The 26,756-nt window shown below is 69.1% G+C and carries 23 protein-coding genes and 3 pseudogenes; 15 read left to right on the plus strand and 11 right to left on the minus strand.

Annotated features, from left to right (window positions below):
* The first annotated feature begins 125 nt into the window (after positions 1-125).
* The 3 genes and pseudogenes from C8250_RS00940 to C8250_RS00950 all read left to right on the plus strand — a co-directional run bounded on the left by C8250_RS00940 (position 126) and on the right by C8250_RS00950 (position 3,620).
* Positions 126-1,101: pseudogene (locus C8250_RS00940) on the plus strand (IS5 family transposase).
* Positions 1,102-1,154: 53 nt separating this feature from the next.
* Complete coding sequence (locus C8250_RS00945; protein WP_138351636.1) at positions 1,155-1,715, plus strand: TetR/AcrR family transcriptional regulator; 561 nt, start codon at positions 1,155-1,157, stop codon at positions 1,713-1,715.
* Between the two features lie 708 nt (positions 1,716-2,423).
* Positions 2,424-3,620, plus strand: a complete 1,197-nt coding sequence (locus C8250_RS00950; protein ID WP_138351637.1) for a hypothetical protein — start codon at positions 2,424-2,426, stop codon at positions 3,618-3,620.
* Between the two features lie 482 nt (positions 3,621-4,102).
* On the opposite strand, the gene C8250_RS00955 is transcribed toward C8250_RS00950, so the two are convergent.
* The 3 genes from C8250_RS00955 to C8250_RS00965 form a co-directional block, all read right to left on the minus strand.
* The gene (locus tag C8250_RS00955; protein WP_138351638.1) at positions 4,103-5,551 is read right to left on the minus strand and encodes a WGR domain-containing protein; all 1,449 of its coding nucleotides are present in this window, start codon (positions 5,549-5,551) and stop codon (positions 4,103-4,105) included.
* Positions 5,552-5,758: 207 nt separating this feature from the next.
* On the minus strand, positions 5,759-6,595 hold the full coding sequence (locus tag C8250_RS00960) for an ABC transporter permease (RefSeq protein ID WP_138351639.1): 837 nt from the start codon (positions 6,593-6,595) through the stop codon (positions 5,759-5,761).
* Positions 6,592-7,596 carry an ATP-binding cassette domain-containing protein gene (locus C8250_RS00965; RefSeq protein ID WP_138351640.1) on the minus strand — a complete coding sequence of 335 codons (1,005 nt, stop codon included), beginning with the start codon at positions 7,594-7,596 and terminating at the stop codon, positions 6,592-6,594. Before C8250_RS00965 ends, C8250_RS00960 begins: the two co-directional genes overlap by 4 nt.
* A gap of 121 nt (positions 7,597-7,717) precedes the next feature.
* Between C8250_RS00965 and C8250_RS00970 the strand changes: the two genes are divergently transcribed.
* A complete protein-coding gene (locus C8250_RS00970) occupies positions 7,718-8,425 on the plus strand; it encodes a TetR/AcrR family transcriptional regulator (RefSeq protein ID WP_138351641.1) in 708 nt (235 codons plus the stop codon).
* Between the two features lie 48 nt (positions 8,426-8,473).
* On the opposite strand, the pseudogene C8250_RS00975 reads toward C8250_RS00970, so the two are convergent.
* Positions 8,474-8,632, minus strand: a pseudogene (locus C8250_RS00975) (SAM-dependent methyltransferase); the annotation flags it as partial.
* A gap of 239 nt (positions 8,633-8,871) precedes the next feature.
* On the opposite strand from C8250_RS00975, the gene C8250_RS00980 reads away from it, so the two are divergent.
* The 7 genes from C8250_RS00980 (at position 8,872) to C8250_RS01010 (ending at position 13,407) form a co-directional block, all read left to right on the plus strand.
* Positions 8,872-9,051, plus strand: a complete 180-nt coding sequence (locus C8250_RS00980; protein WP_138351643.1) for a hypothetical protein — start codon at positions 8,872-8,874, stop codon at positions 9,049-9,051.
* Positions 9,052-9,313: 262 nt separating this feature from the next.
* On the plus strand, positions 9,314-9,814 hold the full coding sequence (locus C8250_RS00985; protein WP_198359432.1) for a SigE family RNA polymerase sigma factor: 501 nt from the start codon (positions 9,314-9,316) through the stop codon (positions 9,812-9,814).
* Between the two features lie 17 nt (positions 9,815-9,831).
* Positions 9,832-10,479, plus strand: a complete 648-nt coding sequence (locus C8250_RS00990) for a hypothetical protein (protein ID WP_138351645.1) — start codon at positions 9,832-9,834, stop codon at positions 10,477-10,479.
* Between the two features lie 264 nt (positions 10,480-10,743).
* A complete protein-coding gene (locus C8250_RS00995; RefSeq protein WP_138351646.1) occupies positions 10,744-11,352 on the plus strand; it encodes a hypothetical protein in 609 nt (202 codons plus the stop codon).
* 178 nt (positions 11,353-11,530) lie between these two features.
* Positions 11,531-12,427 (plus strand): aminoglycoside phosphotransferase family protein, encoded by an 897-nt coding sequence (locus tag C8250_RS01000; protein ID WP_138351647.1) that lies wholly within the window; start codon positions 11,531-11,533, stop codon positions 12,425-12,427.
* Between the two features lies 1 nt (position 12,428).
* Positions 12,429-13,010 (plus strand): hypothetical protein, encoded by a 582-nt coding sequence (locus C8250_RS01005; protein WP_187144676.1) that lies wholly within the window; start codon positions 12,429-12,431, stop codon positions 13,008-13,010.
* 226 nt (positions 13,011-13,236) lie between these two features.
* Positions 13,237-13,407, plus strand: a complete 171-nt coding sequence (locus tag C8250_RS01010) for a hypothetical protein (RefSeq protein WP_187144677.1) — start codon at positions 13,237-13,239, stop codon at positions 13,405-13,407.
* A 45-nt stretch (positions 13,408-13,452) separates the two neighbouring features.
* Here C8250_RS01010 and C8250_RS01015 read toward each other — a convergent pair whose 3' ends face one another.
* The 7 genes from C8250_RS01015 to C8250_RS42900 form a co-directional block, all read right to left on the minus strand.
* A complete protein-coding gene (locus C8250_RS01015; protein ID WP_138351648.1) occupies positions 13,453-13,746 on the minus strand; it encodes a DUF1330 domain-containing protein in 294 nt (97 codons plus the stop codon).
* Positions 13,747-13,858: 112 nt separating this feature from the next.
* Positions 13,859-15,319 (minus strand): MFS transporter, encoded by a 1,461-nt coding sequence (locus C8250_RS01020; protein ID WP_138351649.1) that lies wholly within the window; start codon positions 15,317-15,319, stop codon positions 13,859-13,861.
* A gap of 26 nt (positions 15,320-15,345) precedes the next feature.
* Positions 15,346-15,804, minus strand: a complete 459-nt coding sequence (locus tag C8250_RS01025) for a MarR family transcriptional regulator (RefSeq protein ID WP_232486225.1) — start codon at positions 15,802-15,804, stop codon at positions 15,346-15,348.
* A gap of 207 nt (positions 15,805-16,011) precedes the next feature.
* Positions 16,012-16,779, minus strand: a complete 768-nt coding sequence (locus tag C8250_RS01030) for a phosphotransferase (RefSeq protein WP_138351863.1) — start codon at positions 16,777-16,779, stop codon at positions 16,012-16,014.
* Between the two features lie 304 nt (positions 16,780-17,083).
* A complete protein-coding gene (locus C8250_RS01035; protein ID WP_138351650.1) occupies positions 17,084-17,524 on the minus strand; it encodes a hypothetical protein in 441 nt (146 codons plus the stop codon).
* Between the two features lie 180 nt (positions 17,525-17,704).
* On the minus strand, positions 17,705-18,763 hold the full coding sequence (locus C8250_RS01040) for an LPXTG cell wall anchor domain-containing protein (protein WP_187144678.1): 1,059 nt from the start codon (positions 18,761-18,763) through the stop codon (positions 17,705-17,707).
* 1,329 nt (positions 18,764-20,092) lie between these two features.
* Positions 20,093-21,565 (minus strand): polysaccharide deacetylase family protein, encoded by a 1,473-nt coding sequence (locus C8250_RS42900; RefSeq protein ID WP_203218417.1) that lies wholly within the window; start codon positions 21,563-21,565, stop codon positions 20,093-20,095.
* Between the two features lie 819 nt (positions 21,566-22,384).
* On the opposite strand from C8250_RS42900, the pseudogene C8250_RS43190 reads away from it, so the two are divergent.
* The 4 genes and pseudogenes from C8250_RS43190 to C8250_RS01060 form a co-directional block, all read left to right on the plus strand.
* Positions 22,385-22,644: pseudogene (locus C8250_RS43190) on the plus strand (protein phosphatase); the annotation flags it as partial.
* A gap of 551 nt (positions 22,645-23,195) precedes the next feature.
* Positions 23,196-24,017 (plus strand): class I SAM-dependent methyltransferase, encoded by an 822-nt coding sequence (locus C8250_RS01050; RefSeq protein ID WP_138351652.1) that lies wholly within the window; start codon positions 23,196-23,198, stop codon positions 24,015-24,017.
* 349 nt (positions 24,018-24,366) lie between these two features.
* Entirely contained in the window at positions 24,367-25,182 is an 816-nt protein-coding gene (locus tag C8250_RS01055) for a class I SAM-dependent methyltransferase (protein WP_187145233.1), read from the plus strand.
* A gap of 889 nt (positions 25,183-26,071) precedes the next feature.
* Positions 26,072-26,494 (plus strand): peptidase inhibitor family I36 protein, encoded by a 423-nt coding sequence (locus C8250_RS01060; RefSeq protein ID WP_138351654.1) that lies wholly within the window; start codon positions 26,072-26,074, stop codon positions 26,492-26,494.
* Positions 26,495-26,756 lie beyond the last annotated feature (262 nt).

Consider the following 26,756-nt stretch of genomic DNA (forward strand, 5'->3'; position numbering starts at 1 on the left):
CAGATCAACGACTGTCCTGGCCACCAGTCACGCCAAACGCCGTTGCAGTACTAGGGCGTGTGTGGGGTTGTGATCTCGTGGGTCCCCGGGCGGTAGGGGCGGGGGCTTTGGGGTAGAACGGTGGGGTGTCTCGACCTCAACTTTCGGATGCTGAGTGGGAGTTCGTCTCTCCGTTCCTGCCGGTCGGTGAGTACGGGCCGTACCCGGAGAACCTGCGGGCGCACTTCGAGGGCGTCGTGTGGCGGTTCAGGAACGGGGCGAAATGGCGGGAGTTGCCCGAACGGTTCGGGCACTGGTCGACCGTTTACGGCCGGTTTCGACAGTGGCGGGATGCCGGGGTGTTCACCGCGGTGTTCCAGGGTGCGATCGCCGAGGCGGCGAAGCGGGGCTTGGTGGACTTGTCGCTGGTCAGCGTGGACTCGACTACGGTCCGGGCCCATCACGATGCTGCCGGGATGATCGTGGAGCCCGAGATCCTGGACGCGTTGGAGAAGGCCGCCGCAGAAAAAGGGGCACCAGCCAGGAACAAGACGGACAACCGGACCCGGAGCGGGAGGAACGACGACGGGTGAGGCGTCGCCGCAAGGCCCGGCTCGCCGCCGCTGACCTGGGGCGTTCCCGCGGCGGACTGACCACCAAGACGCACCTGTCCTGCGTGCCGCAGTGCCTGCCCCTCTCCCTCAAGATCACCGCGGGGGGCAAGCCGGGGACAGTCCGCAGTTCATCCCCGTCCTGAACAAGATCCGCGTCCCCGGCCCAGTCGGTCGACCCCGCACCCGGCCCGACGCAGTCGCGGGCGACAAGGCGTACTCGTCCCGCAAGAACCGTTCCCACCTGCGTAAACGTCGGATCAAAGCGGTCATCCCCGAGAAGAAGGATCAGGCCGCCCACCGCAAGAACCGCGGCTCACGCGGCGGGCGGCCCGTCACCTGGGACAAGCAGCTGTACAAGCTCCGCAACAGCGTCGAACGCACCATCAACAAGATCAAGGACTGGCGCGGCCTCGCCGTCCGCTACGACAAAAAACCCGAAAGCTACCAGGCCGGACTCGAATTATGTGCCGGCCTCCTCTGGATCCGACACCTCGAATCACAGCCTTGATCACAACCCCACACACGCCCTAGAAGCGACGGATTCGCATTAAGGTGGATGGTATGAGCCCCCAGCCCATGACCCGCCCCGGCGGGCGCAGCGCCCGCGTACAGCAGTCCGTCCACACCGCGGTGCGTGACCTCGTCAGCGAGGTGGGCCGCGAAGGGCTGACCGTCCCGATGGTGGCCACCCGGGCCGGCGTGACGCCCTCCACGATCTACCGCCGCTGGGGCGACCTGCAAGAACTCCTGTCCGACGTCGCTGTCGAACGGCTGCGCCCGGAAACCGACCCCGCCGACCTGGGCAGCCTTCGCGCCGACCTCGACGCCTGGGCCGAGCAGTTCCTCGACGAAATGGCATCTCCCCCCGGACGCGCCTACATCCGGGACGCCCTGCTCGGCGACCCCGACGGCAGCAACGCCGGCCGCTGCTCGGTCTACGCCGCCCAGCAGATCGACACCGTCCTCAACCGCGCGGCACTACGCGGGGAACGGGCACCCGATACCGAACTGGTCATCGACCGCATCGTGGCACCGATCATGTACCGCATCCTCTTCCGCCCCGACAACCTCACCACCCACTACGCGCGCGAGCTCGTCACCAACGCCCTCCAACAACCCTGACAAACAGCCCCCGTGCACACCAGCCACAACGACGACCGTCGCCGTCGCTGCGGAGCACCGAGAGGGCTCTCGCACCCGCGCCGGCCCTTCGGCGCCCGCACCGCCCGCACCGGCGGAACCGCCCGCACCGGCGGAACCGAAGTCCGTGGCCCAGGAGTTCTCCACGGCGCCGGCAGAAGTACCCACGAGCGGCAGCGGCCGGACGGCGGCAGGCCGGAGGGGACGCGGCCGGAGCGCAGCAGCCGGCACGGCGGCCGAGGTGCGCGGGCCGAGGTGCAGCTGGCCGGCGGCCGCCCGCGGCGTGCTACAGCCGGGCACAGACGCAAAACGGCGCCGGACAGCCGAGACGGTGGGGCCGTGGGGGCGGCGGAAGCCGAGCTGCGACCGGTGACGGGCGCGGCTGCACCACGAGCACCGACACCTTCAACCGTCACCAGGCTCGGAACCGACGCGGCGGGCCATATCGACGCCCTCGCCGCCACCTTCGTCCAGCACGGCGAAGGCCGCCCCCCACCTTCCACGGCACGATCCACCACTACGCCTGACCGGCGCGGCCCGATACACAGCGAGGCCGGCCGGACGGTCGTGCGGCAGACCCCGCTTCCGCGTCACCCGGGCGCCGACCTGACGCAGGATGAAACATCCGCCGTCGGCTGGGACGTCATAAGAGCAACGGGGTGCCGCACCCCGAGCCTGGGGGGTTACGACGTGGCTGTCGGCATACAAGTCCGAACTCTGCTCATCGGCGCGGTATCCGCGCTCGTCATCGGCGGGGGGCTACCCGCGACCGCCGCAGCGGCCCCCGCCGCCGCGCCGCGCTGGAGCGCGGCCGAACTGCCGGACGGCGACACCGTCCTGAGCGGTTCGATCCGACCTGACGCACACACCACGTGGACGGCCGGCTTCCGGCTCGGCGACGAGGACGGCAGCGGCTCGTTCCACCCCGTCGTCTACACGCACGACGACCGCACCGACGGGCCCTGGACCGCCATGCCGACCGCGCCCGGAGCGCTCGGCCGTGTCAACGCCCTGGCGGCGACCTCGGCCCGCGACGGGTGGCTGGTCGGCGACACCGACCGCGAGGGCGATCCCGTCATGACACAGCACTGGAACGGGCACACCTGGCGCGTCGAACCGGCGCCCGTGCCCCAGGACACGATCAGCGGTGGCCTGCTGGGCGTCGACGCCCTCACGCCGGACAACGTGTGGGCGGCGGGCTGGGCCCAGGTCCTCGACGAACGGATCCCCGACCCGGACGGCGGCCCGACCCAGATCATCGACCATTCCGAGGGCCTCGTCGAACACTGGGACGGACACACCTGGCACCGCGTGCCCCTGCCCAAGCAGTACGCGAACTGGGGCCTCAACGCGATCGCGGCATCCGGCCCGAACGACATCTGGGCCGTCGGCAGCGGCTACGGCGACGACGACCGGCCCGTCGTCCTGCACTACGACGGGCGCTCCTGGACAGCACTGCCGACTCCGCCCTACGGCGGCCTGTACGGCGAGTTCAACGACGTCATCGCCAAGGGCCCGCACGATGTGTGGGCGGTGGGCCGCACCCTCCTGGACGAGGACGACCGCGGCCACGCGCTGACCATGCACTGGAACGGCCGCACATGGACACCCCTGGACCGCCCCGCCGACGCCGGCCCGCTGACGGGCGCGGCCGCCACACGTGACGGCATCGTCGCTGTCGGCATGACCCACGACCGCGAGAACGGCTACGCACTGCGGGTCGCCGGCACCCGTGTGACGTCGCTGGGGTTCCCCGCCGGGACGGACGGGACGGCGTACTCGCCCTGGAAAATCTCCGCCGCCGGACGGGAAGTGACCGTCAGCGGCTCCCTGACCTCACCCAAGGAACAGTTCCCCCGCCCATTGCTGCTCAGCACCCGCCTCTGACACACCCACCCCTGACCCGGCCGCCGTGCCCCCGACGGTCCTGACAACCCGCCGGGGGCACGAGCGCGGGTGCGGGCGACGCGACGGGCGGCGGTCAGCAGGCTAGGGCCGGGCGCGGGCGCCCGGCCCTACCGTCGATGCCGGTCGACGAGGAGCACGGTGCCCTCGCGGAAACGTCCACCCAACTGCCGCACCCCGCACGAAAACCTCGTCACTCACGCCCGTAGGTACGCCCATCGCCGGAAACCCAAGGACCCGTACGGCATGCACCGGCCACCAGGCAGCGAGCAGTTCCAGCACACGGGGCGTTACCGGCCAGGCCGGCGGCCCTCCAGGAGTGGTAGCCGTCGCAACTCCGCTGGCCGTACGGCGGCGCAGTAGCACTGCATGGCCTGCAACTGGTCCAGCCACGGGCCGCTGGGGGCAGGCAGCGCAGCCCGGCCGGGAAGGGGAGCAGGAAGCCGGGAGCACCGTCCGCAGCCTTACACCAGCTGCTTTATCTCGCCCCGCACCCGGTAGAAACCGCCGGATGAGGTGTGCAGCGCGTCCACCACATAGCGGGCGCCGATCTGCCGCATTGAGCGCGGGAACTGAACGTGCCACGTCGGCTCAAAGCCGTCCGAGACGACGTGGACCCGCAGCCGCCCGCCGACCTGCACGCACTCCACGACGATCCCGGTCCCCGGCGCGGGCACCGCGCTCACCGTCGCCACGGTCGCCGCCGGGGTGTAGGTCGGCAGCGCGGCTGCTTCCTTGACATCCCTGGCCACCGGCACCGTGCCGGTCTGCGCCGCCGCGATCGCCGCCGCGCTCGCGTCGATGCAGGCCAGCGAGCCGTCCGTCGTCACGATGTACAGCTTCTCGTCCCGGTACTGCATCGAGAGCGCCGAGCCCCCGCCCGTGCCCAACTTCCACAGCCGGGTGCCGTCCGCGTCGAAACAGTAGACCGAGGAGGCGGAATCGCCCGCGAAGACGTACTGCCCGCCCTGGGACGTGGCGCAGGAGTACACCGCGGTGTCACAGGCGTACGTCGCCTCGATCCGGCCCGTCCCCTTCGACAGTCGCTCCACCACACGCCGCCCCGTGCCCGCGTACACAGCGGTGTCCTCCTGCCACCCGAACAGCACGTTCCCCGTGGTCCGGGTGTGCCACAACTCCCCGCTGCCGTCGGCCGCGTAGGCCGTCACCCCCTGGTTGTGCCCGTGGAAGACCGCACGGTCGTCCGCCCGCACCATCCACGCACTCGAACCCGCCGACTGGCGTGACCACTGGAACTCGTCCTCGTGGTCGATGACGGTCAGACCGCCGTTGCGGTCAGCGACGTTCAGCACGCCCTCGTGGATGTCCAGCCAGAAGATGTCCACGTCGTCGGCGATCTCATAGGCGGCGAAGGGCACCTTCGACGACAGGTCGTACACCTTGCCGTCGTCACACCCCGCATAGATCCAGAAGTCGTCCGCCACCAGGCACTTGACCCCGTCCGGCAACGAGAACCGGGCCAGCACCTCGCCGTCGTGGCCCAAGGTGTAGACATCGCCGCGCTGGTTCCCCACCCAGCAGCGGTCCTCGTCGATATGGATCCCGAAGGCCGAAGCGCCCGTACGGAACCGCCACAGCACCGGCGCCGTCGCCCGCGCCGTGGAGGGCGCCGAGGTCACCTGGCGTCGCGTCACCGCACGCGCGGCGCGCTGCCCCGCCACCGCCGGCGCGTATCCCTTCCGGACCTTCTCGCCTATCTTCTTCGCCGCCGCGGCCTTCGCCTTCTCCGCCGTGGGGAACGTCGAGACCTGGTGCTGTCCGCCCGCGCCGATCCGCCCGTATCGCACGGAAACCGTTGTGCCGTCCACGGTCACCTCGTAGAACTTGTGCGCCCCGCCGTCGTCCTGCGACAGCTCCAAATACGTCGTCACTTCCGCATGCGCAGCCGCCATGGCACACCCCTCCCCCACGGACCGGCCAGTGCGGCCGATCTTCAATGATCTCAACGTAGCCGCCACCACTGACAAGCGGTCACACAAAGTGGTGACCACAGGTCAGGCTCAGCAGTGCGGCGTCGTTGCACACGACGTCGCCGCCGACCGACGCCGATGACCTCGACGATCTGACCCGCTCACCACCGGTGGCTGCCGAGCTGCGCGTCAGCTCTTGGTCGTGAACCTGTGGATGGCGATAGGCGCCATGAGCAGCGTGAGCCCGGCGCTCCAGGCGAGCGTGACCACCAGGCCGTGGGCGATCGGGCCGCCGATCATCAGGCCGCGGGCCGCGTCGGCCAGGCCCGACATCGGGTTGTACGCGGTGAAGGTGCGCAGCCATCCGGACATCGACCGGGTCGGGGCGAAGATGGAGGAGCCGAACTGCAGCGGCATCATGACCAGGAACCCCATGGCTTGCACGGACTGGGCGTTCTTCAGGGTGACGCCCAGCACCAGGAAGATCCACATCATGGCCGAGCCGAACAGGACGGCCAGCCCGACGGCGGCGAAGAGGCCGGCCCAGTTGGTGAACTCGAAACCGACCAGGGCGGCGACGATCATCAGGATGGTGGTGGCGACCAGCATCCGCAGGAGTTCCACCGAAATCTTGGCGATCAGGACGGAGGAGCGCCCGATGGGCATCGTCCGGAAGCGGTCCATGATGCCGTTGTGAAAGTCCTCGTTGAAGCCGGTGCCCACGCCCTGGGCGATGGTCATGCTCATCATGGCAAGCATGCCGGGGATCACATACTGCACGTACTGGTGGTGGCCGCCGCCGAGGGAATGGCCGATGGCGCCGCCGAAGACGTACACGAAGAGCAGGGTGAAGACGACGGGCATCAGGACGGCGTCGAACATCGACTCCGGGTCCTTCTTGATCCACAGCAGGTTGCGCCGGACCAGGGCGCCGGTGTGCCGGAGGCCGGCGCGCAGTCCGATGCGGTCGTCGGCCTCGCCCTGCTGGATGGCGGGAAGGTCTCGGGTGGGGATGGCGGTGCTCATGCGGCGACCTCCTGGTGAGCGGGGGCGGCGTCCTGGGAGATGCCGGTCCGGTGGCCGGTGACGGACAGGAACACCTCGTCCAGGGTGGGTAGTTCGGTGGTGATGTCGGCGAGGGCGACGCCGTGGGCGGCCAGGGTGCCGACGAGCGCGGTGAGCTGCTCGTCGCTCTGCACGGGAACGACGACGGTCCCGGTCTCGCGGTCGAACGCGGTCGCGGCGAGCCCGGTCAGGCCGGCGGCGTCGAGCTCGGTGGCCAGAGAGCTCAAGTGCAGCGGGTCGGCCGGGCGGATGCGCAGGGTGCGGCGGCCGACCTTGGCCTTGAGCTCGGAGACACCGCCGCGGGCGATGATCTTTCCGCGGTCGATCACGGCGAGTTCGGAGGCCAGCTGCTCGGCCTCCTCCATGTACTGGGTGGTGAGCAGAACGGTGACGCCTTCGCCGACCATGCGCCGCACCTCCTTGCGGGTGCGCGGGTCGAGACCGGTGGTCGGCTCGTCCAGGTAGAGGACGGCGGGTCGGCCGATCAGGGAGGCGGCGAGGTCGAGGCGGCGGCGCATGCCGCCGGAGTAGGTGCCGGCGGTGCGCTGGGCTGCCTCGGTGAGGGAGAAGCGCTCCAGGAGCTCGGAGGCGCGGCGCCGGGCGTCGGGCCGGGACAGGTCGAGCAGCCGGCCGATCATGTAGAGGTTCTCGATGCCCGAGAGCTTCTCGTCGACCGAGGCGTACTGGCCGGTGAGCCCGATCGTGCGGCGTAGCTGCCGGGGTTGGCGCAGCACGTCGCAGCCGGCCACGTAGGCGGTGCCGGCGTCCGGCCGGACGAGCGTGGACAGAACGCGGACCAGGGTGGTCTTGCCGGCCCCGTTGGGGCCGAGCACGCCGAGGACGGCGCCGGGGCGAACGTCGAGGTCCACACCGTCGAGCGCTGTGGTCGGGCCGTAGTGCTTGATCAGTCCCCGTACCTTGACGGCGAGGGCGCCGCTGGCGGGAGCTCGGGACGTGGGCATGGCGTGTCAGTTCCTTCCAGGAGGGGGTCGGGACCGGAGGCGAGAGGCGAGCATCCGGTTGCGTACATCGCGTACATCCAACCCATGCGTACAACGTACGCAGCGCGTACGATGAAAGCAAATGGTGAACTGGGAGAAAGCCGGACGACCGGCACGAGCGGCACGCGCTGCGCTGTCCTACGACGCGATCGCCACTGCGGGCATCGAGGTTGCCGACGGCCAGGGGTTCGACGCGGTGACCATGCGCAAGGTCGCCGACCATCTCGGCGCCGGCGCCATGTCGCTCTATCGCTACGTCGACAGCCGCGACGATCTGCTGGACCTGATGGCCGACCGCGTCAGCGCCGAAGCCATCGCTCCCCCGCGCACCGGTGACTGGCGCGCCGATCTGACGGGTGCGGCGCACATCCTCCGCGACGTCACGCTGCGCCATCCCTGGCTGACCCGCCACGCCATCACCGCGGGCGGCTTCGGGCCCAACACCGTCACCATGACGGAGTCCACCCTGACCCTGCTGGACGGCTACGGTCTCGACATCGACGAGATGCTCGACGTCTGGAGGACCCTGGTGGCCTTCGTCCAGGGGTACGCCTCGGCGGAGGCCCAACGTCTGGAGGCGCACCGGCGCCGTGCCGAGCAGCCCGCAGCGGACGGGGACGAGACCGGACCGTCCTACCTCGACACCGTCGCCGCCTCCGGCCGGTACCCACTGGCCTCCCGGGCGCTGCTGGGTCCGAAACGCCCCGTCGACCCCCAGCAGACCTTTGACCGACGCCTGGGCTACCTTCTCGACGGTCTCGCCCACACCTTCTTCGCGGGCCCTCGCTAGGACCGCCACCGGCCGGCGACCGACCGGCCGGCACGTCCGTGCTTGCCCTCAGGCGCGTCCTGCCGCCCGGACGGCGCGCTCGGTGCGCACCATCAGTTCGTCGCGGCGCAGGACGCTGTGCAGACCGGTGGCGTCGAGGAGTTGGTCGAGCGCCGTCAAGTCGTCGTCCGCTGGTGCCTCGGCGACGCTGCCGCGCAGGCGGCGCAGGTGAAGCGCAATGCGAGCGTCGGCAGATGACACGGATCGGCCGATGCAGGAGCTTGATGGGCAACCCGGCGCGACCTGTGGTCCATGAGCGGCGAGCGGCGCCGTCGGTATCCTGACAGGCGCCGTGCCCACCTGGGCCGCCTGGGACCTGATCACCTCCGGGGCATGGCGCTGCAGCGGCGATGCTGCGCGCCTTCCCCCTGGCTGTACCTATAAGGACCTGGAAGCCTCCAACGTCGGTGGCATGTTCGTCCCTCGTCGCCGGATTCCTTTACGCCCTCCTCGTCCTCCTGATCTACGTCCTCATCCCCGCAGCCCGCGGCATCCGCCTGCGCCGCCGGCTCATCGCCGCACTCCTGCCCGCAGCGCAGCCGGCAATGATCGTGGTCGCCGCCATCGCCATCGCCATCGCAGGATGAGCGGCACACACGCAAGCCCAGCGCTGCGGCACTCCCCCGTTGACGGGATCCACCCAACTGGCCGCCGCGCCCGCCCCGGGAACGAGATGAGGTGCTGGGTAGCCCCGGGGCGCGGGTGACCAGAGGCCCGGCCCTGAGGCCAGTCCATTTCGGTCGCGGGATACCGGATCGGCGAAGGGCAGGGCCCAGTGCAACAGAACGGGTCGGTCACGACGTTCTTCGGTGGAGCCGTCACGAAGTGCGGCCGGGGAGGGGAACAGTGATGAGACCCATGGAGGGCTCCTTTGAGGAGTACGTGCAGGCACGTGGTCCGGCCCTGCTCCGGCTTGCCTTTCTGCTGTGCTCGGATCGGCATCTGGCCGAGGACCTCACGCAGGACGTACTGATTCGGGTGTACCGGCAGTGGCGGCGCATCAGCGGCCTCGGTCATCCCGACGCCTACGTCAAACGGATGCTGGTCAACGAACATCTGAGCTGGCGCCGGCGCAGATCCAACGGTGAACTGCCTACCGCCGAAATGTCGTCCCCTGCGGAGCAGGGGGATGCCGCAGACACGGTGGTGCGGCGCCACGCCGCCGTGCACCTGCTAGCCGGACTACCGAAGCGGCAGCGCGCGGTTCTGGTGCTGCGCTTCTACGAGGACCTGACCGACCAGCAGATCGCCGAGGTGCTGCGCTGCTCTCCCGCGACGGTGCGCAGCCAAGCCTCCCGCGCTTTGGCGACGCTGCGCACCTCCCGCGGGCTCACCAGACAGGACGTATGAGAGTGAGGGACGAGAGCATGAACGACGAGCAACTGGGCGCCTTGGTGAGTGGGTCGCTTCGAGCACAGGCGGCAGACGCCCCCGGCGGGGCGCACTTGCTGCAGGCCGTGACCACGGGCGTACGGCGCAAGGCAGTGATCCGCCGGCGGTGGGTCGTCTCCTCAAGCGCAGCGATCGCGCTGGCAGCGGTGTCGCTGGGGCTCGGGCTGTGGTCCTCGGCCCGGCCGGGGGACGGCACCCAGCAGGCCGCCGCGCCCAGCCTGCGGCCCTCCTCCTTCCACCATTTGCAACTGGAGGTCCCGGCGAGCTGGGCGTTGAATCCGGAACCGTGCAGTCCGCACGGCCGGGACCGGGTCATCGACCATCCGGACCTGCTGCAGGTCCCCTGCCTGACGCCGCTCACCGAGGCAACGAGACTGGGACAACAGGTTCTGTTCAGCACAGGCAGAACGTTCTCCACAACCTATCTCGGCCCCGCGGCCACCACCCGCCCCATCACCATCGGCGGAGTGAGCGGAACGCTGTCCTCGAGCACCAACGAACAAACCGGCATGACCGAATTCGCGCTGGCGCTCCCGTCCCTGGACGTGAGCGTGCTGATCGACGTACGGTCCCCCGCCCTGGCTGAAACAATCCTCCACTCCGCCCGCGTCACAGGCCAGTGAACTGACCCCCGCTTCCCTCCGGAACCACAACCACCACCGCACGCGCACCGGACCGGCTCGTGGATACCAGCCGATCCGGTACGCGTGCTCGGCGGACAGCATGTGCGTCAAGCCCAGGGCCGGGCCGACCCTGCCGCTGCCGCTGCCCAGGACGGTGGCCGGCTCGAGACGGTGCGGTCGAGAGTGCCACGCCGCGCAGCTACGCGAGGCTGCTGCAGCCGTTCCGGAGTCGGCCCTGTCGGTGCTCAGTGGTAGGACAGCCTGATGACCCATAGCTTCGACAGCGCTGAAACCTTCTTCCAGGATGGCTGTCAGCTCCTACGCAATGACGCCGAGAGCAGAGGAACGGTCGAACGGTACTTCGAGGCGGCCGCGCACGCCGATCCAGAAATCGCATGGCGGGTCGCCAGGGAGTGGGCAGCCGTCGCCGACGGGCGCGCGGCTCCCTGGCTGAGACGGGCGATCACCTCGCTACCGACCCGCGCCGGCATCACCGTCGCGCCAGGGACACTGCCCATCGTCACCGAGCACGGCTTCGCCGTGCACCAGATCTGGCGGATCACGGTCGCGGCCGACGACCGCAACCGCGCCGTCGCCGCACTGGAGTCCGCCCGACCCCGCCTGATGCGTACCACTGACAGCGGTCAGGAACTGACTGCCACAGCATTCGAAGCGGCGCTGGCCCACGTGCACTTCTACAGCCCCAACAACGTCACGGTCCACGACAAGCGCACCGGCGACCCCGTCATACAGCTGAACTGCAAGGACGTCATCCTGCCGCTCATGGCCCGCACGGTGATCTGCATCATCACCGACGAGCTGGCCCGCGCGGGAGTCACGGCCTCGCTGTCCACACCAACCGAACCGGCATAGACGAGACACCTCCAACAGGCACTCAACTTGCTTCCTTTCTCTGAACTTGGGGGTCGGTTCGTCCCAAAGCCTCTGATCTGCCGCTCTCTGAAACCAAATCGGTGATGCCAGAGGAATCACAGCGAAATGTTCAGGAGCGAGAGCCCCTCCGCCTGCCGCCTCAGTACTGTGACTTCGCATGACCGACGCCGAGATCGAGATCACCGCCGACCTGGTCCGCGACCTGCTGCAGGAGCAACATCCAGACCTTGCAGGGCTGGCCGTCCGCGAGGTGGCGGGCGGCTGGGGCAACCAAATGTGGCGCCTCGGGGACGAGTTGGCCGTGCGCATGCAGCGCATGGACCCCACCCCGGAGCTCCAGCTCAAGGAGCGACGGTGGCTCCCCGTGCTGGCCCCGCGCCTGCCGCTCCCGGTGCCGATCCCGGTGCGGTTCGGCGAACCGTCCGAGCGCTTCCCCAAGCACTGGACGGTGATGACGTGGGTTCCCGGCGAGCCGCTGGACCACGGCTCGATCAGCCGCGGCGATCACGCGGCCGACACGCTGGCGGGCTTCCTCCGGGCGCTCCATGTGGAGGCGCCCGCCGAGGCGCCGATCGCTACGGACCGCGGTGCCCATCCCAGGAACTGCACGGACGGCTTCGAGAACTTCTTCCAGGCCGTTGCCCCCGACGACATCACTGCCGATATTCGGGCAGTCTGGGAAGACGCCGTTGCTGCCGACGCGTGGGAGGGCCCGCCGGTGTGGGTGCACGGCGACCTGCATCCCGCGAACGTCGTCGTCTCGGACGGAACGCTCTCGGGCATCGTCGATTTCGGTGACATGTTCGCCGGGGATCCGGCGTGGGACCTCGCCGCCGCATGGGTGCTGCTGCCCGCGGGCACGGCCTCACGGTTCTTCGACATGTATGCGCATGCAGACGAGGCGGCGATCCGGCGCGCCCGCGGGCTGGCCGCTTTGAAGAGCCTCTTCCTGATGGTCATGGGGCAGAACGGAGATCGGGGCATTCCCGGTGGCAAGCCGAATTGGGGACCTGTAGGCCGGGCGGCACTTGATCGCGTTCTGGAGGGTGTTTGATGTGCGCTTCTTTGAACTTGTTCTCGATCTTGACTACCTGCAGCAACGCTGGGACGAGGGCGAACACAACGCCAAGATCCTCCACCAGGAACTCGTCGGCAAGGGCTACCTGAGGCACTACCAGCGCGTGAAGATGGCTCTCGCACCCCTCAGGCGTGGCCCTACCCCTGAACGAGCCCGCGAACGACCGCCGTCCCCACGCGAAGCCGCACGCTGGATCATCACCGCCCCCGACCGGCACGGCCCGCAGACCGCCGAGCGTCTGCGCCGGCCGCTCGAACACTGCCCGGAGCTCAAGCGCACCCACGACCTGGTCCGCGAGTTCGCCGCCAGGCTCGACACCCGCGATGCCACCCCTCTACCGGACTGGCTCAGCTGGCTCAGACGACTCACCAACAGCGGACTGACGCCCCTCGCCCGCATCGCTACCGCCCTGCGCGAAGACCAACTGCGGTCGCCCAGGGCATCACCACGCCTCACAACCCCGGAGTCGACGAGGGCCGAATCACCGACGTGGAGCTTCAAAAGCGCATCATGGGAAGCCGTGCCGGCATCCCGCTCCTGCGTCATCAGGTCGTACTGATCGCCCACCTTCGCCGCCGCTACATGTGCTGAGGCTCTCCAACCTGACGCGGCGCGAGGCCTCCCGCCGGCTCAACCACGGCCACCACTTCGACGACTACCTCCTGCACGCTCCCATCACCGACCAGCACCCGAGCCCTAATCCGCACCACTCTGTCCCGCCTGTACCGCCCCGGAGGCACGTTCTACTTCTCCAACATCGCGACCCCGAACCCTACGCCGCCCTGATGACCCACGTCGGCCGCTGGAACCTCGTCGAACGCACCCCCGCCGACATCGAGGCCGACGTCCGTGCCGCCGCGCCGCCGGGAACCGTCGCCGGACTGGACATCACCGCCGATGCCACTGGCGGCCTGACGCTTTTCGTGTCGGTGCGGCGCGCTGACGAGCCGGGGTGATCCCCGCAGTCGGCTTCGTGTCCGTCGCCGACGCAGCCTCGATCGTCAGTCGAGGCCCTCGATGATGCGGAAGTCGCGCTCGACGCCGTCAGCAAGTACGGCCAGCGCCTCCTGGTAGGCCGCACTCGCGCGTGCGGCGACCGCCTGTTCGAAGCTGTCGAACTCGATCAGGATGGTGCGCTCGGCGATTCCGGCGTCGTGTGCGACGACCCGGCTGCCGCGGGAGAGCAGCCGCCCGCCCGCGGCCCTGACGGCTGGACCGGCCAGCTCGTCGTAGGCAGCAAGCCTCTTAGGATCTGCGATGGTGCGGTAGACGCTGACCCAGTAGCCCTTGGCCACGGTACCTCCTGTGTTCGGAATTGATGACCGGAAGCATGCTCAGATCCATGGCCGGCGCGCTGTGGGTCAGCGAGCCGACGGAGACGGCGTCGAAGTCGGACGGCTTCAATCCTCAGCTTCCGGTTCGACTCGACCGGCCCAGGCCGGGCACACCGACTGGGGCTGTGATCGGATTGGTCTCGGGTGAGCGTCGGCGGGCGAGGGCGAGGCTGGCCATCGTCGTGATCGCCATCGCGGCGACGCCGACCAGCGCCGCGGTCGTGTAGGCGTCGTCGTTCGGGAAGAGGCGGCCCGTGGCGGTGCCGGCGGCCAGGACCAGACCGCCGATGGCGCTGCCCAGGGAGTACCCGACGCTGCGGACGACGTAGTTGAAGCTCATGGCGCTCGACGTCTCGCTCGTGGGGGTGACGGCCAGGATGACGCCGGGCATGGCGGCCGAGAAGCTGCCGACGCCGAAGCCCAGCACGCCCATGGCCGCGAGCAGTTCGGCCAGGTTGGACCGGGCGGTGGCGAACAGGACGAACCCGCCGCCGACGATGGCGGCGCTGCCGGCCAGGAGCAGGGGGCCGTCGATCCGTTCGCGGACCCGCGGCGTGAGCTTGCCGGCGACGAACCCCAGCACGGAGAACGGGATGAGGACCAGCCCCGCCACGAAGGTGGTCAGTCCGAAGCCGTAGCCGGCGCTGTGCGGCGTCTGCGCGTAGCGGGTGATGAGCGTGAGCAGGAGGTACATGCCGCTCCCGCCGACGAACATGACGATGTTCGCCCCGGCGACCGCCGGGTGCCGTACGGCCCGGACGTCGACCAGGGGCGTCTTGGTTCGCAGTTCGGAAACGGTCCAGACGCAGAGCAGGAGTACGGCGGCGATAGCAAGGGTCACCGCCACGGCGAGGTGTCGGCTCCACAGGCTCCTCTCGCCGGCCAGGAACAGGACGAGGAGCAGTCCACCCGCCAGGACGAGCGCACCGGCCACGTTCACGTGAGCGGAGCGGCCTTCGGGAGCTGCGGGCATGGAGCGCCACGCGGTCACGAAGGCGATGGCGGTGACGAGCAGGCCGAGGCCGTAGGCGGCCCGCAGTCCGCCGAACTCGGCGAGCAGCGCGGCCAGCGGGTAGCCGACGCCGGCTCCGATGATGGAGACCACTGAGATCAGGGCGATCGTGGCCGCGCTTCGCTCCTCGGGAAGATGGTCGCGGGCCACGCCCATCATCAGCGCCGTGAGACCGAGTCCGACGCCTTGGGCCGCTCTGCCCACGAGCAGCCAGGCGAACGGCAGCGGCAGCGGCAGCACGGTGAGCGCGCTGCCGACGACGACGATCGCCAGCGTGGCGAGAATCGTGGCCCGCCGGTGCGGACCGGCGCCGAGCCGGCCGAGGACGGGTGTGGCGACGGCGCCGCTGAGCAGGGCGATGGTCAGCGTCCACTGCGCGCTGTCGAGGGAGACGTGGAACGTGGTCGCCACGCTGGTGATGAGCGGCGTCCCGAGGCTGGCGACCGCCGCCACGACCAGGGCGATGAACACCAGGGCGGGGACCAGCAGACGTGCCTCGGAAGGTATCAGGGCAGTACTCATGGGCTGGTCATGAGCCTGGGCCTCGGTCACCGGTCCGACTCCTCTCGGGCGTAGCTTTCGAGCTCCGCCAGATGCAGCAGCGCCGGAAGGGCTGCTGTCAAGGCCTCGACCTCGTCACCGGTGAGTTCGTCGACCAACCGCGCGTACGCGTCGACGCCCGCCTGGCGTCGCGTCCGGACGTACGACGCGCCGGCCTCGGTCAGGCACACCAGCGTGACCCGCTTGTCGGACGGATCGCCCTTCCGCTCGACCAGCCCGGATTCCTCCATCACCCGGACCAGGACGGTCATCGCGGGCTGGGTGACGCCCTCGGCCACCGCCAGATCGGTGATCCGTCGCGGGCCGGTCTTGTCCAGGGTGGCCAAGGTGGCGGCGGACGTCAGGCTCATGTCGCGGGGAAGGCGTCTCACTGCCCTGGTGGCCAGACCGTAGAGGGCTGACCCGATGGCATCGGAAGCGCCGTGCGCGGCGTCTCGGCGACTCATGCCTGAAGCATAGCAGCTTTATATGAATCCTTTATGCATCTCCCGATCGGGTTTCGGCGATACTCGACTCACAACGCGTTCGCGTCAAGGTTGACTCTGACGTCTGCCACGGCTGGCGTGCTCCCCTCGGTGTGGTTGGCGACGGCGCAAAGACGATCTTCGCTACGAAAATCTTGCCAGTGTCAGATACGGGTGTACGCCGACAGTTCAGGCCAGCAACGCCGCCGTGAACCTTTCCCGCTGGGCCGCGAGCCAGGTCTGGAGGCGGTCCCAGCGTTCCCAACCGCCGTGCCCGGCCAGTGCGTGAAGGTAGACGGGGTCACCGTCAGAGACGCGGCCGGCGACGAAGGCCCGGGCCACCTCGGTCGCCTCTTCGATCACTCCGGGCAGCTCGGCTCGGTCGTGGGGAGACATTCCGTAGCCGTCAGCCAGCAGCCGCAGCCGCGCTGGTGCATCCAGGCCGTCGGGATACTTGAGGGCAGCGGAGGTGGGATCCAGCGTCGGGACCCAGTAGCGCGCGGTCATCGCAACGTCCCAGACAGGCCGGCCCGGAGCGGCCAAGTCGAAATCGATCAGTGCGACGGCTCGGCCGTCGCGGAAGACGACGTTCTCCGGGCATACGTCGTTGTGGCACAGCATGGTGCCGCCCAGCGGGTCGGCCAGGTCCCGAGCCCAGTCGGCCGTGGCGTCCAACGGCACCAGCGCGCTCGCCTCGTGCAGGCGTCGGAGCAGACCACCAACCGATCTCAGGGCGGTTGCCGTCATGACCCATCGCGGAAACGGCGGCAAGGCAACGTCGCCGGGGACGAAGGTCAACTCCTCACGGCCCTCGGGGATGAGGCTGATCGGCATCGGACCACCGTCGAACCCGCGTTCCCTCAACGCAATGAGGTAGGCGTGAATGGCCTGCGCATTCCGTGGCGCGGGCCGTTCAACCAGCGCACCCCGGCGGAAAACCGCGCCCGCGTTCGCCATGCCACCGATCAGCGCTTCGCTGTCCACCACTCCCCCGTCCCATTCCCAACGGCGACCTCGCTGTCCCAGGCGGTCGCCCCTCGAAGCAACGCTACGAGGACAGACGAGTCACAGGGACACCTTGGGCACCCACTCGGGCGGCGGGTACCGTCTGCACCGCAGCCGGCGTGCGGTGCCGGGCACCGCGCGGTCCAGGCAGCCGAGCGCTCCGGCGACCCGTCATCGTGCCCTGCGCCGCGCGGCAACTGGCCGACGCGACGTGGGCGTCGGTTCAGCTGGTGGCGGGTGCACCGGTGAGACCCGGTCAGCGGCGGCCGGCGGCCAGGACGACGAGGAACTGACCGCCGCCCGCCTCGATGTCGGCGGTCACCGGCAGCCCCGGCACCAGTCGGGAGAACCGGTCCACCAGCCAATCCGCCGCCTCCTGGGCGTCCCGCTTGGTCGGACAACGACCTACCATCTCGCGGCCGCCCTTGCGCTCCAGCCTCCCGGCAACGGTGATCAGCGGCGCGGGCTCGACCACATACAGGCGCTCCGGCCAGGCGATGACCACCTTGACCGCGCCCTTGCGGCTGTTGCACCCGCGGTGCGCGAGCCGCTCGGCGACCTTGGCCTTCCGGTCGGCAGTCCGGCTGTCGACACTCGGCCCCCGCGGGTCGTTCACCGACTCGTCGGGATCGACCGGTTCGTCACATACCCAGCAGCGCCAGCCATCGCGCTCAGCCACATCATCAAGAAGACTCACCCCAGCAAACTAGCCTGCCCAGCCCCCACCCCACACACCAGGGCGCGCCAGCGCGCTTCAGCACTCTCTCGACCGTCTCCATCCTCACCGGGGACGGCGTCTCGTGTTGAGACGCCGTCCCCCCACATTTCTGATCTCAGCAGCGGCTGTCGAGTGTCGGCGCCGGTGCCGGTGCCGGCGTCAGTGGCTGCGGCTGCGGCGCCTGCCGCGCGTGGCCAGCAGCAGGCCGCCGCCCACTGCCGCGACCGCTCCTGCTGCGAGGAGCGCGGGTCCGGTGTCGGCCGCTCCCGTGTCCGCGAGCTGGTCGCCGGGCGGGGTGGCAGGCGTGGTGCCGCCGGGGCCCGGGCTGGGGGCCGAGATGGTCGGCTTGGCGGTCGGCTGCGCGGCCTTGTCGGAGACGTGGACCACCAGCGCCGTGCTGTTGTCGTTGATGTCCTGCTCCGACGGCGCACGGTCGGAGGTGACGCGTGCCTCCCGGCGTTGTTCCTTGCCGAGTGCCGCGGGGAAGACAGTGAAGCGGAAGGTGAAGGTGATCGATCCGCCAGGCGGTACCGATGTCTTGGGGTTACACATCAGGCCGTGGCCCTCGGTGGCGGTGCCGCAGCTCTTGTCCTGTTTCCCGTAGAGCTCCATCTGTGCCGGGTAGTCGGACGGGCCGCTGGTGATGATGTACGGGACGCCGGCCTCCGCGCCGTGGTTGGTGACGACCAGCTTGGTGGTCACCGGTGTGCTGCCGGGCTGCACCGGGGTGGTGGGGCCGGTCCACTTGACGCTCCAGTCCGCGCCCGGCTTGACCAGCACCACCTGCCGGGCGGTGTTGTCCTCCGGATGGCTGTCGACCGCGTCGCCGATGTCGGCCGACGCGGTGATCGTCAGCTCGGTGCCGACCGGCACATCGTCCGCCACCTGGATGGTCGCTCCCGGCTCACCGGGAGTGCAGGCGATCTCTCGCTGGTTCGCCGACGTCGCCTTGCAGTTCCGGTCCGCGTTGGGGACGAGAGTCATGCCCTTCGGCAGGTGCACCAAGGTGCGGAATGTGTCCAACGTGCCTGACTTCAGGTGGCCGAAAACGTCCAGATCGAACTGCCGGCCGGGCGCAACCTGCGGGTTGTAGAACTGCAGACTGACCGTGGCGTCCACCGGGTCGGCAGCCGCCCGCGCCTCGACCGCCGGACCGGCCGCCAGCAACAGCACCGCCAGCCCGCACCCGGCCAGAAATGCTTGTGTACGCCGTCCCATCGGAACCCCCTTGCCCGTTGACCACAGGGCCCACGCGGCCGTGTGTTCACTGCAAGACACCCCATGGCCAAGGAAAGTTGTACGCGACGCCTCCTTCCCATGCCCACCGGGGGCCCCACCGTGCAATGGCGCGGAGGCAGCTGCCGATGTGACGTCTTTCGTGGCCGCAGCACAGTAGAGAGTGAGCCATCTGGTCATCGGCAGCAGTCACTCGCACGATGCCCAGAAGGCGCGATGGGAAGGGAATTCTGGCGGACGATCCAGATGGGCGATACAAGCCGACCACCGGGCGCCACAGTTGAGGCTGCGCGCGTTCCCCGATCGGGAGCCGGAAGTCGAGGCATAGCGCACGCCAGGAACAGATGATCTCCGCCAGCACAGCCTCCGTGAAGCACCGTCCAGGGGAGATGGCGAAAGGCCGTGGGTTCGCGTTCCCCGAAGGGGGATCGAAGTCGAACTGCATTGATCGGAATGGCTTCCCTCTGTAAGGATGTCGTCCATGACGAACCGACGAAAGGCCGATGGCGCGTAGACCGCCAGGCCAGGTGCGCGCCAAGCTGTCGCGCAGGCTCCGCCCGGAGCATGGCAGGAAGACCGTTTCTGGGGTCTCGGCACGCACACAGAGCGAGATTGCCACGTTCGAGGATTCACATCTGCGGCCGGGGGCCATCGCCGATGCGGTGACGCGATGGATCGGCACCGTTCACGGGCCGGCCCGTGGGCTGAGAGATCCTCAGCTCCGTGGCTGCGGAGTTGAGGCGTGCTGCCCCTCTGACCCTCATCCACGGGAGATGCTGGAGCAGGCGCTGTGCGGACTTCCGCCAGGATCGTCGCGGGAGCTCCGGCGACGCGTGCATCCGCTTGACGAGTTCTACCGTTCCCGCACGATCATGGACTCCTATGGCGATCCGTCTCAGCCATGGTGGATGCGGAGATGCTGAACCTCGTACAGGGGGATGCCACGTAAGCGCCCCTCCGCCGTCCGGCCGGAGTCCGGATCATGCCAGCGGTGCGGCACCAGGCAGGAGTACTGCGAACGGTATGACGCAGCGCTGTGCGTGGTGTGCGACCGGTGGTGTGAAGGCGTCTGCGATGATCCTCATTGCACGTATTGCCGACGACGGCCCGAACGACCAAGCCTTGCCGTGGAACACGTCCCTACAGAGGCCGTCTTGCGTCGGGCGGCCCGGCTGGCCGCCCGACGATCACTCTGGTCCCGGCCGAGCGGGCCGTGAGGAGGCGGTCGGTCTCCTGGTCCGCAAGGCTCCAGGACAACCTTCTGCCGCAGTGATCAGCGCGTCGGGCCGTTGAAGGTCCCGCCCCGGTCCCTCACGTGAACTGGGCCACCGTGACGAGGGAGTAGCCGCGGGCGCTCAGAGCGGAGAGGACCGTGGGCAGTGCGTCCGCGTCCAGGGTGCTGCCGTCGTCCGGGTTGGAGCCCACGTGCATGAGCACGATCTCGCCGGGCCGCAGGTTGGCCAGCACCCTGTTCACGACGGTGGACACGCTCTGGCCGCCGGAGTTGCCCTTCCAACCGAGCGTGTCGACGGTCCAGTTGATCGATGCGTAACCGAGGGCGTTGACGATGGAGAGGGTCCGCGCGTCGCTGGCGCCGAAGGGGAAGCGGAACATCGGCCGCGGATCGTAGGCGGCGCCGGCTTGGACGGCGACCTGGGTGCGCAGGATCTGATCGCGTACGGCGGCGTCGCTGAGGGTCGTCAGGTCGGGGTGGGAGAAGGAGTGGTTGCCGGTCGGGTAGCGCAGCCGGAGCAGCCGGGTGTCCTGGGGGAAGGCGTTGGTCCATGTCCCGGTCAGGAAGAACGTTGCCGGCGCGCAGGCGTTCTGCAGGGCGTTGAGGATCTTGGGCAGGCCGGCGGCGTTGGCCCCGGCGTCGAAGGTCAGTGCAACCACCTTGGCTCCGGTCGGCAGCACGGTCATGTGCCGTCCCGCGAGCGACGCGGCAAGCGGGCGGCCGCCGCGCTCGCGGACGAGGGTGGAGGCGGTGGAAAGGCCGATGTCACAGGCGTTGCCGAAAGCGAACGACACGTTCGCCACGCCGCTGGTGTTGCTGTTGCGCAGATACCAGTTGGCGCCGCGCATCACGCCTGGGGTGAACGTGCCGTTGCCGTCCCAGTCACCGGCCACGGGGCGGTCGCCCGCGCTGCCGTAGGTGAGGGTGGTGTTCGCTATGCCGCTGGTGTTGCTGTTCCTCAGGTACCAGGTGTCGCCCCGCACCACACCCGGAGTGAACGTGCCGTTGCCGTCCCAGTCACCGGCCACCGGGCGGTCGTCCGCACTGCCGTAGGTGAGCGCGATGTCGGCCACACCGCTGGTGTTGCTGTTACGCAGGTACCAGGTGTCGCCCCGCACCACACCCGGAGTGAAGGAGCCGTTGCCGTCCCAATCACCGACGATCGGTATGTCCCCGCGACTGCCATAGGTGAGCGTGATGTCGGCTATGCCGCTGGTGTTGCTGTTGCGCAAGTACCAGGTGTTGCCGGCCACCACGCCCGGTGTCAGAGTGCCGTTGCCGTCCCAGTCACCTGACATCGGCAGGTCCCCGGAAGTGCCGTAGCTGAACGTCGTGGTGGCGGGGTCGCTGCTCAGCGAATCACGCACATACCAGGTGTTGCCCCGCACGATCAGTGGACGGGTCGCGGTCGTAGCAAGTGCCGCCTGCGCGCTCACCTTCAGTCTGCCGGTCGTCCCCCGCGACGCCGCGCCGGGGTCCATGCCGACCGCTGCGGGTACTGCGAACACCGCTGCCAGCGCAAGAGCTATGACACCCGTGCCAGTCCGCATCCCAATCACCTCTCGGGGAAGCGCCCGGCCGCCCGGACCCGGGCGCCCAGGCGCTGCTCTCTCGGATCCGACGGGCGCGGCACGTCCGGACCGTAGGAGCGTGGCTTGTCATCCGTACGGGCGGCCGACCGCCGCCTCGGGTTTCGCTCGGACGCCGACCGTGCTCGGGAACAATCACCGGTACTGACTCCGGAATAGCTAGTGCGGCGCTACTGCAGGCGCACTGGACCCAGAAAGATCAAAATTCGCCTACCTTTCCGCCCCTTCCCCGGCGACGCGGTGGTGTCGCCTGGGCCCGGCCGTCGTCCGGGGCGCCGCACCCTGGTCCTCAGCCGGGACGCCCGCTCCCGCTGGCCGTCACCTGATTAATGTAGTACCCGAGCTGTCGGGTGAGGGGATTCCCATCACGCCATTACCGAGCAAAAGGCGTCACCACCACCGCCACCGCCACCCAACCGCTCTCGCGTATCAAATGTCAGTCCTCATTCATAGGATCACGGAGCATGTCCGCCGACCGTGCATAGAGCAGCCCGGTCAACGCAATCTGTGACGGCCGCACCGGCGGACAGGGTGGGGGGTGCCCGGTGCGGTGCACACGCCACCGTTCGTCACGGTCGCCGAAGGGGCCTACTCACGCGCACCGCACCGCACGTGCGTCCGTCGCACCGCCCACGCAGGGCCGGCTCAGGCAGTGCTGCCGGCCCAGCTCACCGGGTCCAGGCCCCGTCCACGCCCTGGTGTCTCGCCCTCGGCGGGGCTGGCACGGGCCCGTACGGCCCATCGCGGCGCGGACGGCCCCGGCCCGATGGGCCGACACAGGCCCTGCAGCGCTATGACGTCCAGCCCACGCAGAGGCCCGGCGAGTGGGAGGAACGGTACTGGAGCCCGGTCAACGCGCCCGTCCTCGACCACGACGGCAAGGTCGTCCTGATCGTGCACCGGGTGGAAGAGGTCACCCAACTCATCGCGGCCCGTGGCGCACCCGACGGCAGCCGAAGCAGGGTCCTGGAAGGCGAGCTCTACACCCGCGCGAGGGAACTGCAGAAGTCAACGACCGACTACGCCAGGCACACACCCGCGTCACCTGAACTGGAAACGACCACGAGCTGCTGCGGGAAGCCGGATACGAACACACCGAACAGCGAAACGACCCGGCAAAGGCCTGTTGATCAACCGTGGAGCCGAGCAGCGGATGTGTCTGCCTGCCGCGTGGGGTCAAGGCGTGCAGCTCACCAACCCTCCCCCCGATGACCTCACCGAACCCGCAGGAGCAACCAGCGCCCGGCACGCGGGCGTCCAGCTCCAGACGCCTGTTCATGTCCAACTCCAACCGGCCGTAGGTATTCACGTACATCCAGAACAGCCATCGCCGCCGCGCGCACGGCCGGCGGCCTGGGAGGTGGCGGTGGGCTGTCGGCCGTCGACGTCGTAGCCGAAGACGTACGTCATACCGTCCGGGTCAGTGCGGTTGGCTCCGATGCCCAGCACCTGTGTGGCGCCGCGTCGCTTCCGTACCTCTGTCTTCGGGTGCCGGATTTTCGGAGCCACGAAACAGCCGGATCGCGCGGGGCGGCCTTGGGGCGGTGAACCGTCGTATGATCGAAAGGGGTTTCGGCAGAACGGAGACCTTGTGGACGGGCCCGGTTCCGATGCGGTGTTCGCAGGCTCGATTCCCGAGTTCTACGACGACCACCTCGTGCCGCTGATCTTTGAGCCTTACGCCGAGGACCTCGCCCGCCGCGTGGCGGATCTTGTTCCGGCCCAGGTTCTGGAGATCGCTGCCGGCACGGGCGTCGTCACGCGCGCGGCGGCACGAGCGCTGCCCGAGCCTGTGGAATTGGTGGCAACCGATCTGAACCAGGCGATGCTCGATCATGCCGAGGCCGTCGGCGCCACGCGACCGGTGCGGTGGCAGCAGGCCGACGCCATGCGGTTGCCCTTCGCGGCCGCGAGCTTCGATGTGGTCTTCTGCCAGTTCGGCGTGATGTTCTTCCCGGACAAGAGCCGCGCATTCGCCGAGGCTCGACGCGTGTTGCGTCCCGGCGGAACCCTGCTGTTCAACGTATGGGATCGCATCGAGGAGAACGAGTTCGCGGACATCGTCACCAACACACTCGCCGGCGTGTATCCGGACTGCCCTCCGCGCTTCCTGGCACGCACACCACACGGACACTCCGATCTGAACGCCATCTCCGCCGACCTGGCACGTGCGGGCTTCACCGCCGCACCGCGCCACGAGACGATCACCGCGCGCAGCCGCGCGGCGTCGGCGCAGGTGCCGGCAACCGCGTACTGCCAGGGGACACCGTTGCGTGCCGAGATCGAGGAGCGCACCGGCGCAGACCTTGCCGAGGCAACTGCGGCGTGCGCCGCGGCGATCGCGAAACGATGCGGCCCGGGCCCGGTCAACGGCAAAATCCAGGCGCACGTCGTCACCATCGGGAACCTGTGACGGCCCTGACGGCTGATCACGGCGTGCGCGAAACGATGGACAGTGTGTATTCCGACCCGGCGTATTCCTTGGGCCAGGTGATCAGCCCGTCGCGGGAAGGTCCCGACGCGTGGTCGTCCGGTGCTGCCCCGGGGCCTCTTACAACAGCCGGGGCTGTCGGTGGGCGCCTACGGCGGCTGGTGCGCCCGGGCGATCGTTTGGTCCACGCTGACGTCCCAGGTGCTCTGGATCCGCAGCCACAGCACGGACCCAACGCGGCATGAGGCCAGCCCCCTTCATCGGGCCACTTGGAATCGATCGTTAGGCTGGCCTGGTGACTGATGAGCGGGAGCGGGTGCAGCCGTCGGGAGTGTGGGCCACGGCGGTGGGGGTGGCCAGGGTGCGGGCACTGGAGACCGAGCGGGAGAACCCGCTGTTCCGCGACCCACTGGCACAGGCCTTCGCCAGCGCCGGCGCCTTGTGGCTCTCCTCGCCGCCGCTGCCCGATGACGAGGGCGCGCGACGCCGCCGACTGGCCGTGTCGTTCTCCATCGTCATCAGGACGAAGTTCCTCGACGACCTGTTGCAGCAAGCCTCCGCGTCCGGGGTCCGGCAGGTCGTGCTGCTCGGCGCCGGCATGGACAGCCGGGCCTTCCGGATGGACTGGCCCGAGGGCACCCGGCTGTTCGAGGTCGACACCGCCGCGCCACTGGACTTCAAGGCTTCGGTGCTGCGCCAGGAGCGGGCCGTCGCACGCTGCGAGCGGATCACCGTCGCGGTGGATCTGCGTGAGGACTGGCCAGGCGCGCTGGCCGCCGCAGGGCACGACCCAGCCGTGCCGACCGCGTGGATCGCCGAAGGGCTGCTGATCTATCTGCCCGAGGATGCCGTGGAGCTACTGCTGGCCCGGATCAGCACGCAGTCGGCGGCTGGCAGTCGGATGGGGCTGACCTTGGGCTCGCGCGGCGTGATCGAGCGCTTCGGCGCGGACGCCGCGCCGGGATCGGCGGCGTCCATGTGGGTCTCGGAGATGCCCGACGACCCGGTGGGCTGGCTGGCCGCGCACGGCTGGGCGGCCGACAGCCACACCCTGCGCGAGCGCGCTGCCGCCTACGGCCGCCCGATCAGCACCCCGCCGCAGCGCGAGGAGCGGCCCGGCGGACTGATCTCGGCGGTCCGCCGGTAGAGCGCCTCCCCCGTTCCCTGGATGATCGATTCCAAGGGGAGCCTGATGAGGGGAGTTAGCTTCCTGCGCGGTCAGCCTGTCATGCGCACGCTGACCGCCTACGACCACTAGACCCGCCAAGGCGAAGATCAACAGTCACCCTGTGTACGCGACCAAATAGAGCTGACCAGAGCCCTTGTGGGGCCTGGTTCAACTTCCGTGCAGCCGCCGCTCTCCGTCATGCGAGGAGAACTCGCTTGCGAACGAGTTGGAAGCCCGCTCGGCTTCGGGCAACTGGCTGAAGGTGTCCTCCAACGTCGGCGGGCACGCCCGGTGATCGCTGCACAGACGTTGACCCGGAACCGGAAGTCCTGAACAGAGCCGGCAAGTCAGACGTCGGTCGGCAATTGGCCTGGGGGTGTCCGACCAGACGTCGAAGACGAAACGTGTCTCGTCGGGGCCGCCCTCCAACCACCACGTGCTCACTGTGGCGATGTCGTCTGTGACCTCTTCCACCAACCGGGGGTCGCATAGAGCTACCGGTGCAGGGGCAACGCGTTCCACCACCACTAGGACCTCCACCGACTCGTCCGGCCCGGCGCAACCAGCGGCTCGGCGCATCCGTATGGGTGGACAGCGGCAGGCCCGCGGCCAACAGCGAACAACGACCAGACCGCACGCCATAGCCCGCTCACCCGACGCCCTCCGCAGTGCACCTGCACGTCACATGTCCTCTCCGCGATATTCACGTCAACCGGCAGCACCCCGGTGTTCTCCGTCCGTGGAGGAATCGCTGCCTTGACGCCGCATACCGTAGGTGGGGATTCTGGCTCAGACTTGGCTCCGTGCAGGTGCAGCCCGGTGCGCGAGCATTTCGCCCGGACATGCCTGCGCTCTCGAAGGGAACCCAATGATCAAAGTTACGCGGGCGCTCACGGCGATCGTGCTGGCCAGCACCTTCACCATCGGCGGCGCCTCGGCCGCTTCGGCCGGTCAGCAGTCTCCTGCTGGTGCGAACAGCTGGGCTCAGTGCGAGGCCGGCGACTGGTGCATGTGGGACTACGACAACGCGGGCGGGGACATCTACGACGACCAGAACGCGGTGAAGTACAACCCGAATCTGGCGGCCCCGGGCTATGGGTGGAACGACCGGGCCAACTCCGTCGCGAACATGAGCACCAGGTACGTCTGCGTCTTCTGGGACAAGAACCTGGGAGGGAACTACGTGCGCATTGCCCCCAACGGCCGGGTGAACCTCCCCGTCTCATGGAAGAACAAGGTGAGTTCCTACCCCAGCCTGCCCGCCGGCGTCAGTAGTTGTGTCTTCGACTGACAGCACTGCGGATCGGGGGTCCCGCTGCCCGGCTGGTCATACACGGCGGTCGCCGCCGCACGTTCCGCCGACGTCGCCCGCCCTCGTCCAGGAAGAGTCGATCACCGGGCCCAACCCGGGCGCCGGTTGTCCGGGGTGGTCATCCGTGTGCGGGCTCGTCCCTGGAGCGCATCGGAGCTTAATTGACCGCATATGACCGCATATGAGCGCGTTGGAGCTCATTAACCCCCCTTCCACGACCAGCGCCCCTGTCCCGCCGTCC

The sequence above is a fragment of the Streptomyces sp. So13.3 genome (genome assembly GCF_005860785.2).
In the GTDB taxonomy this organism is placed as follows: Bacteria; Actinomycetota; Actinomycetes; order Streptomycetales; family Streptomycetaceae; genus Actinacidiphila; species Actinacidiphila fildesensis.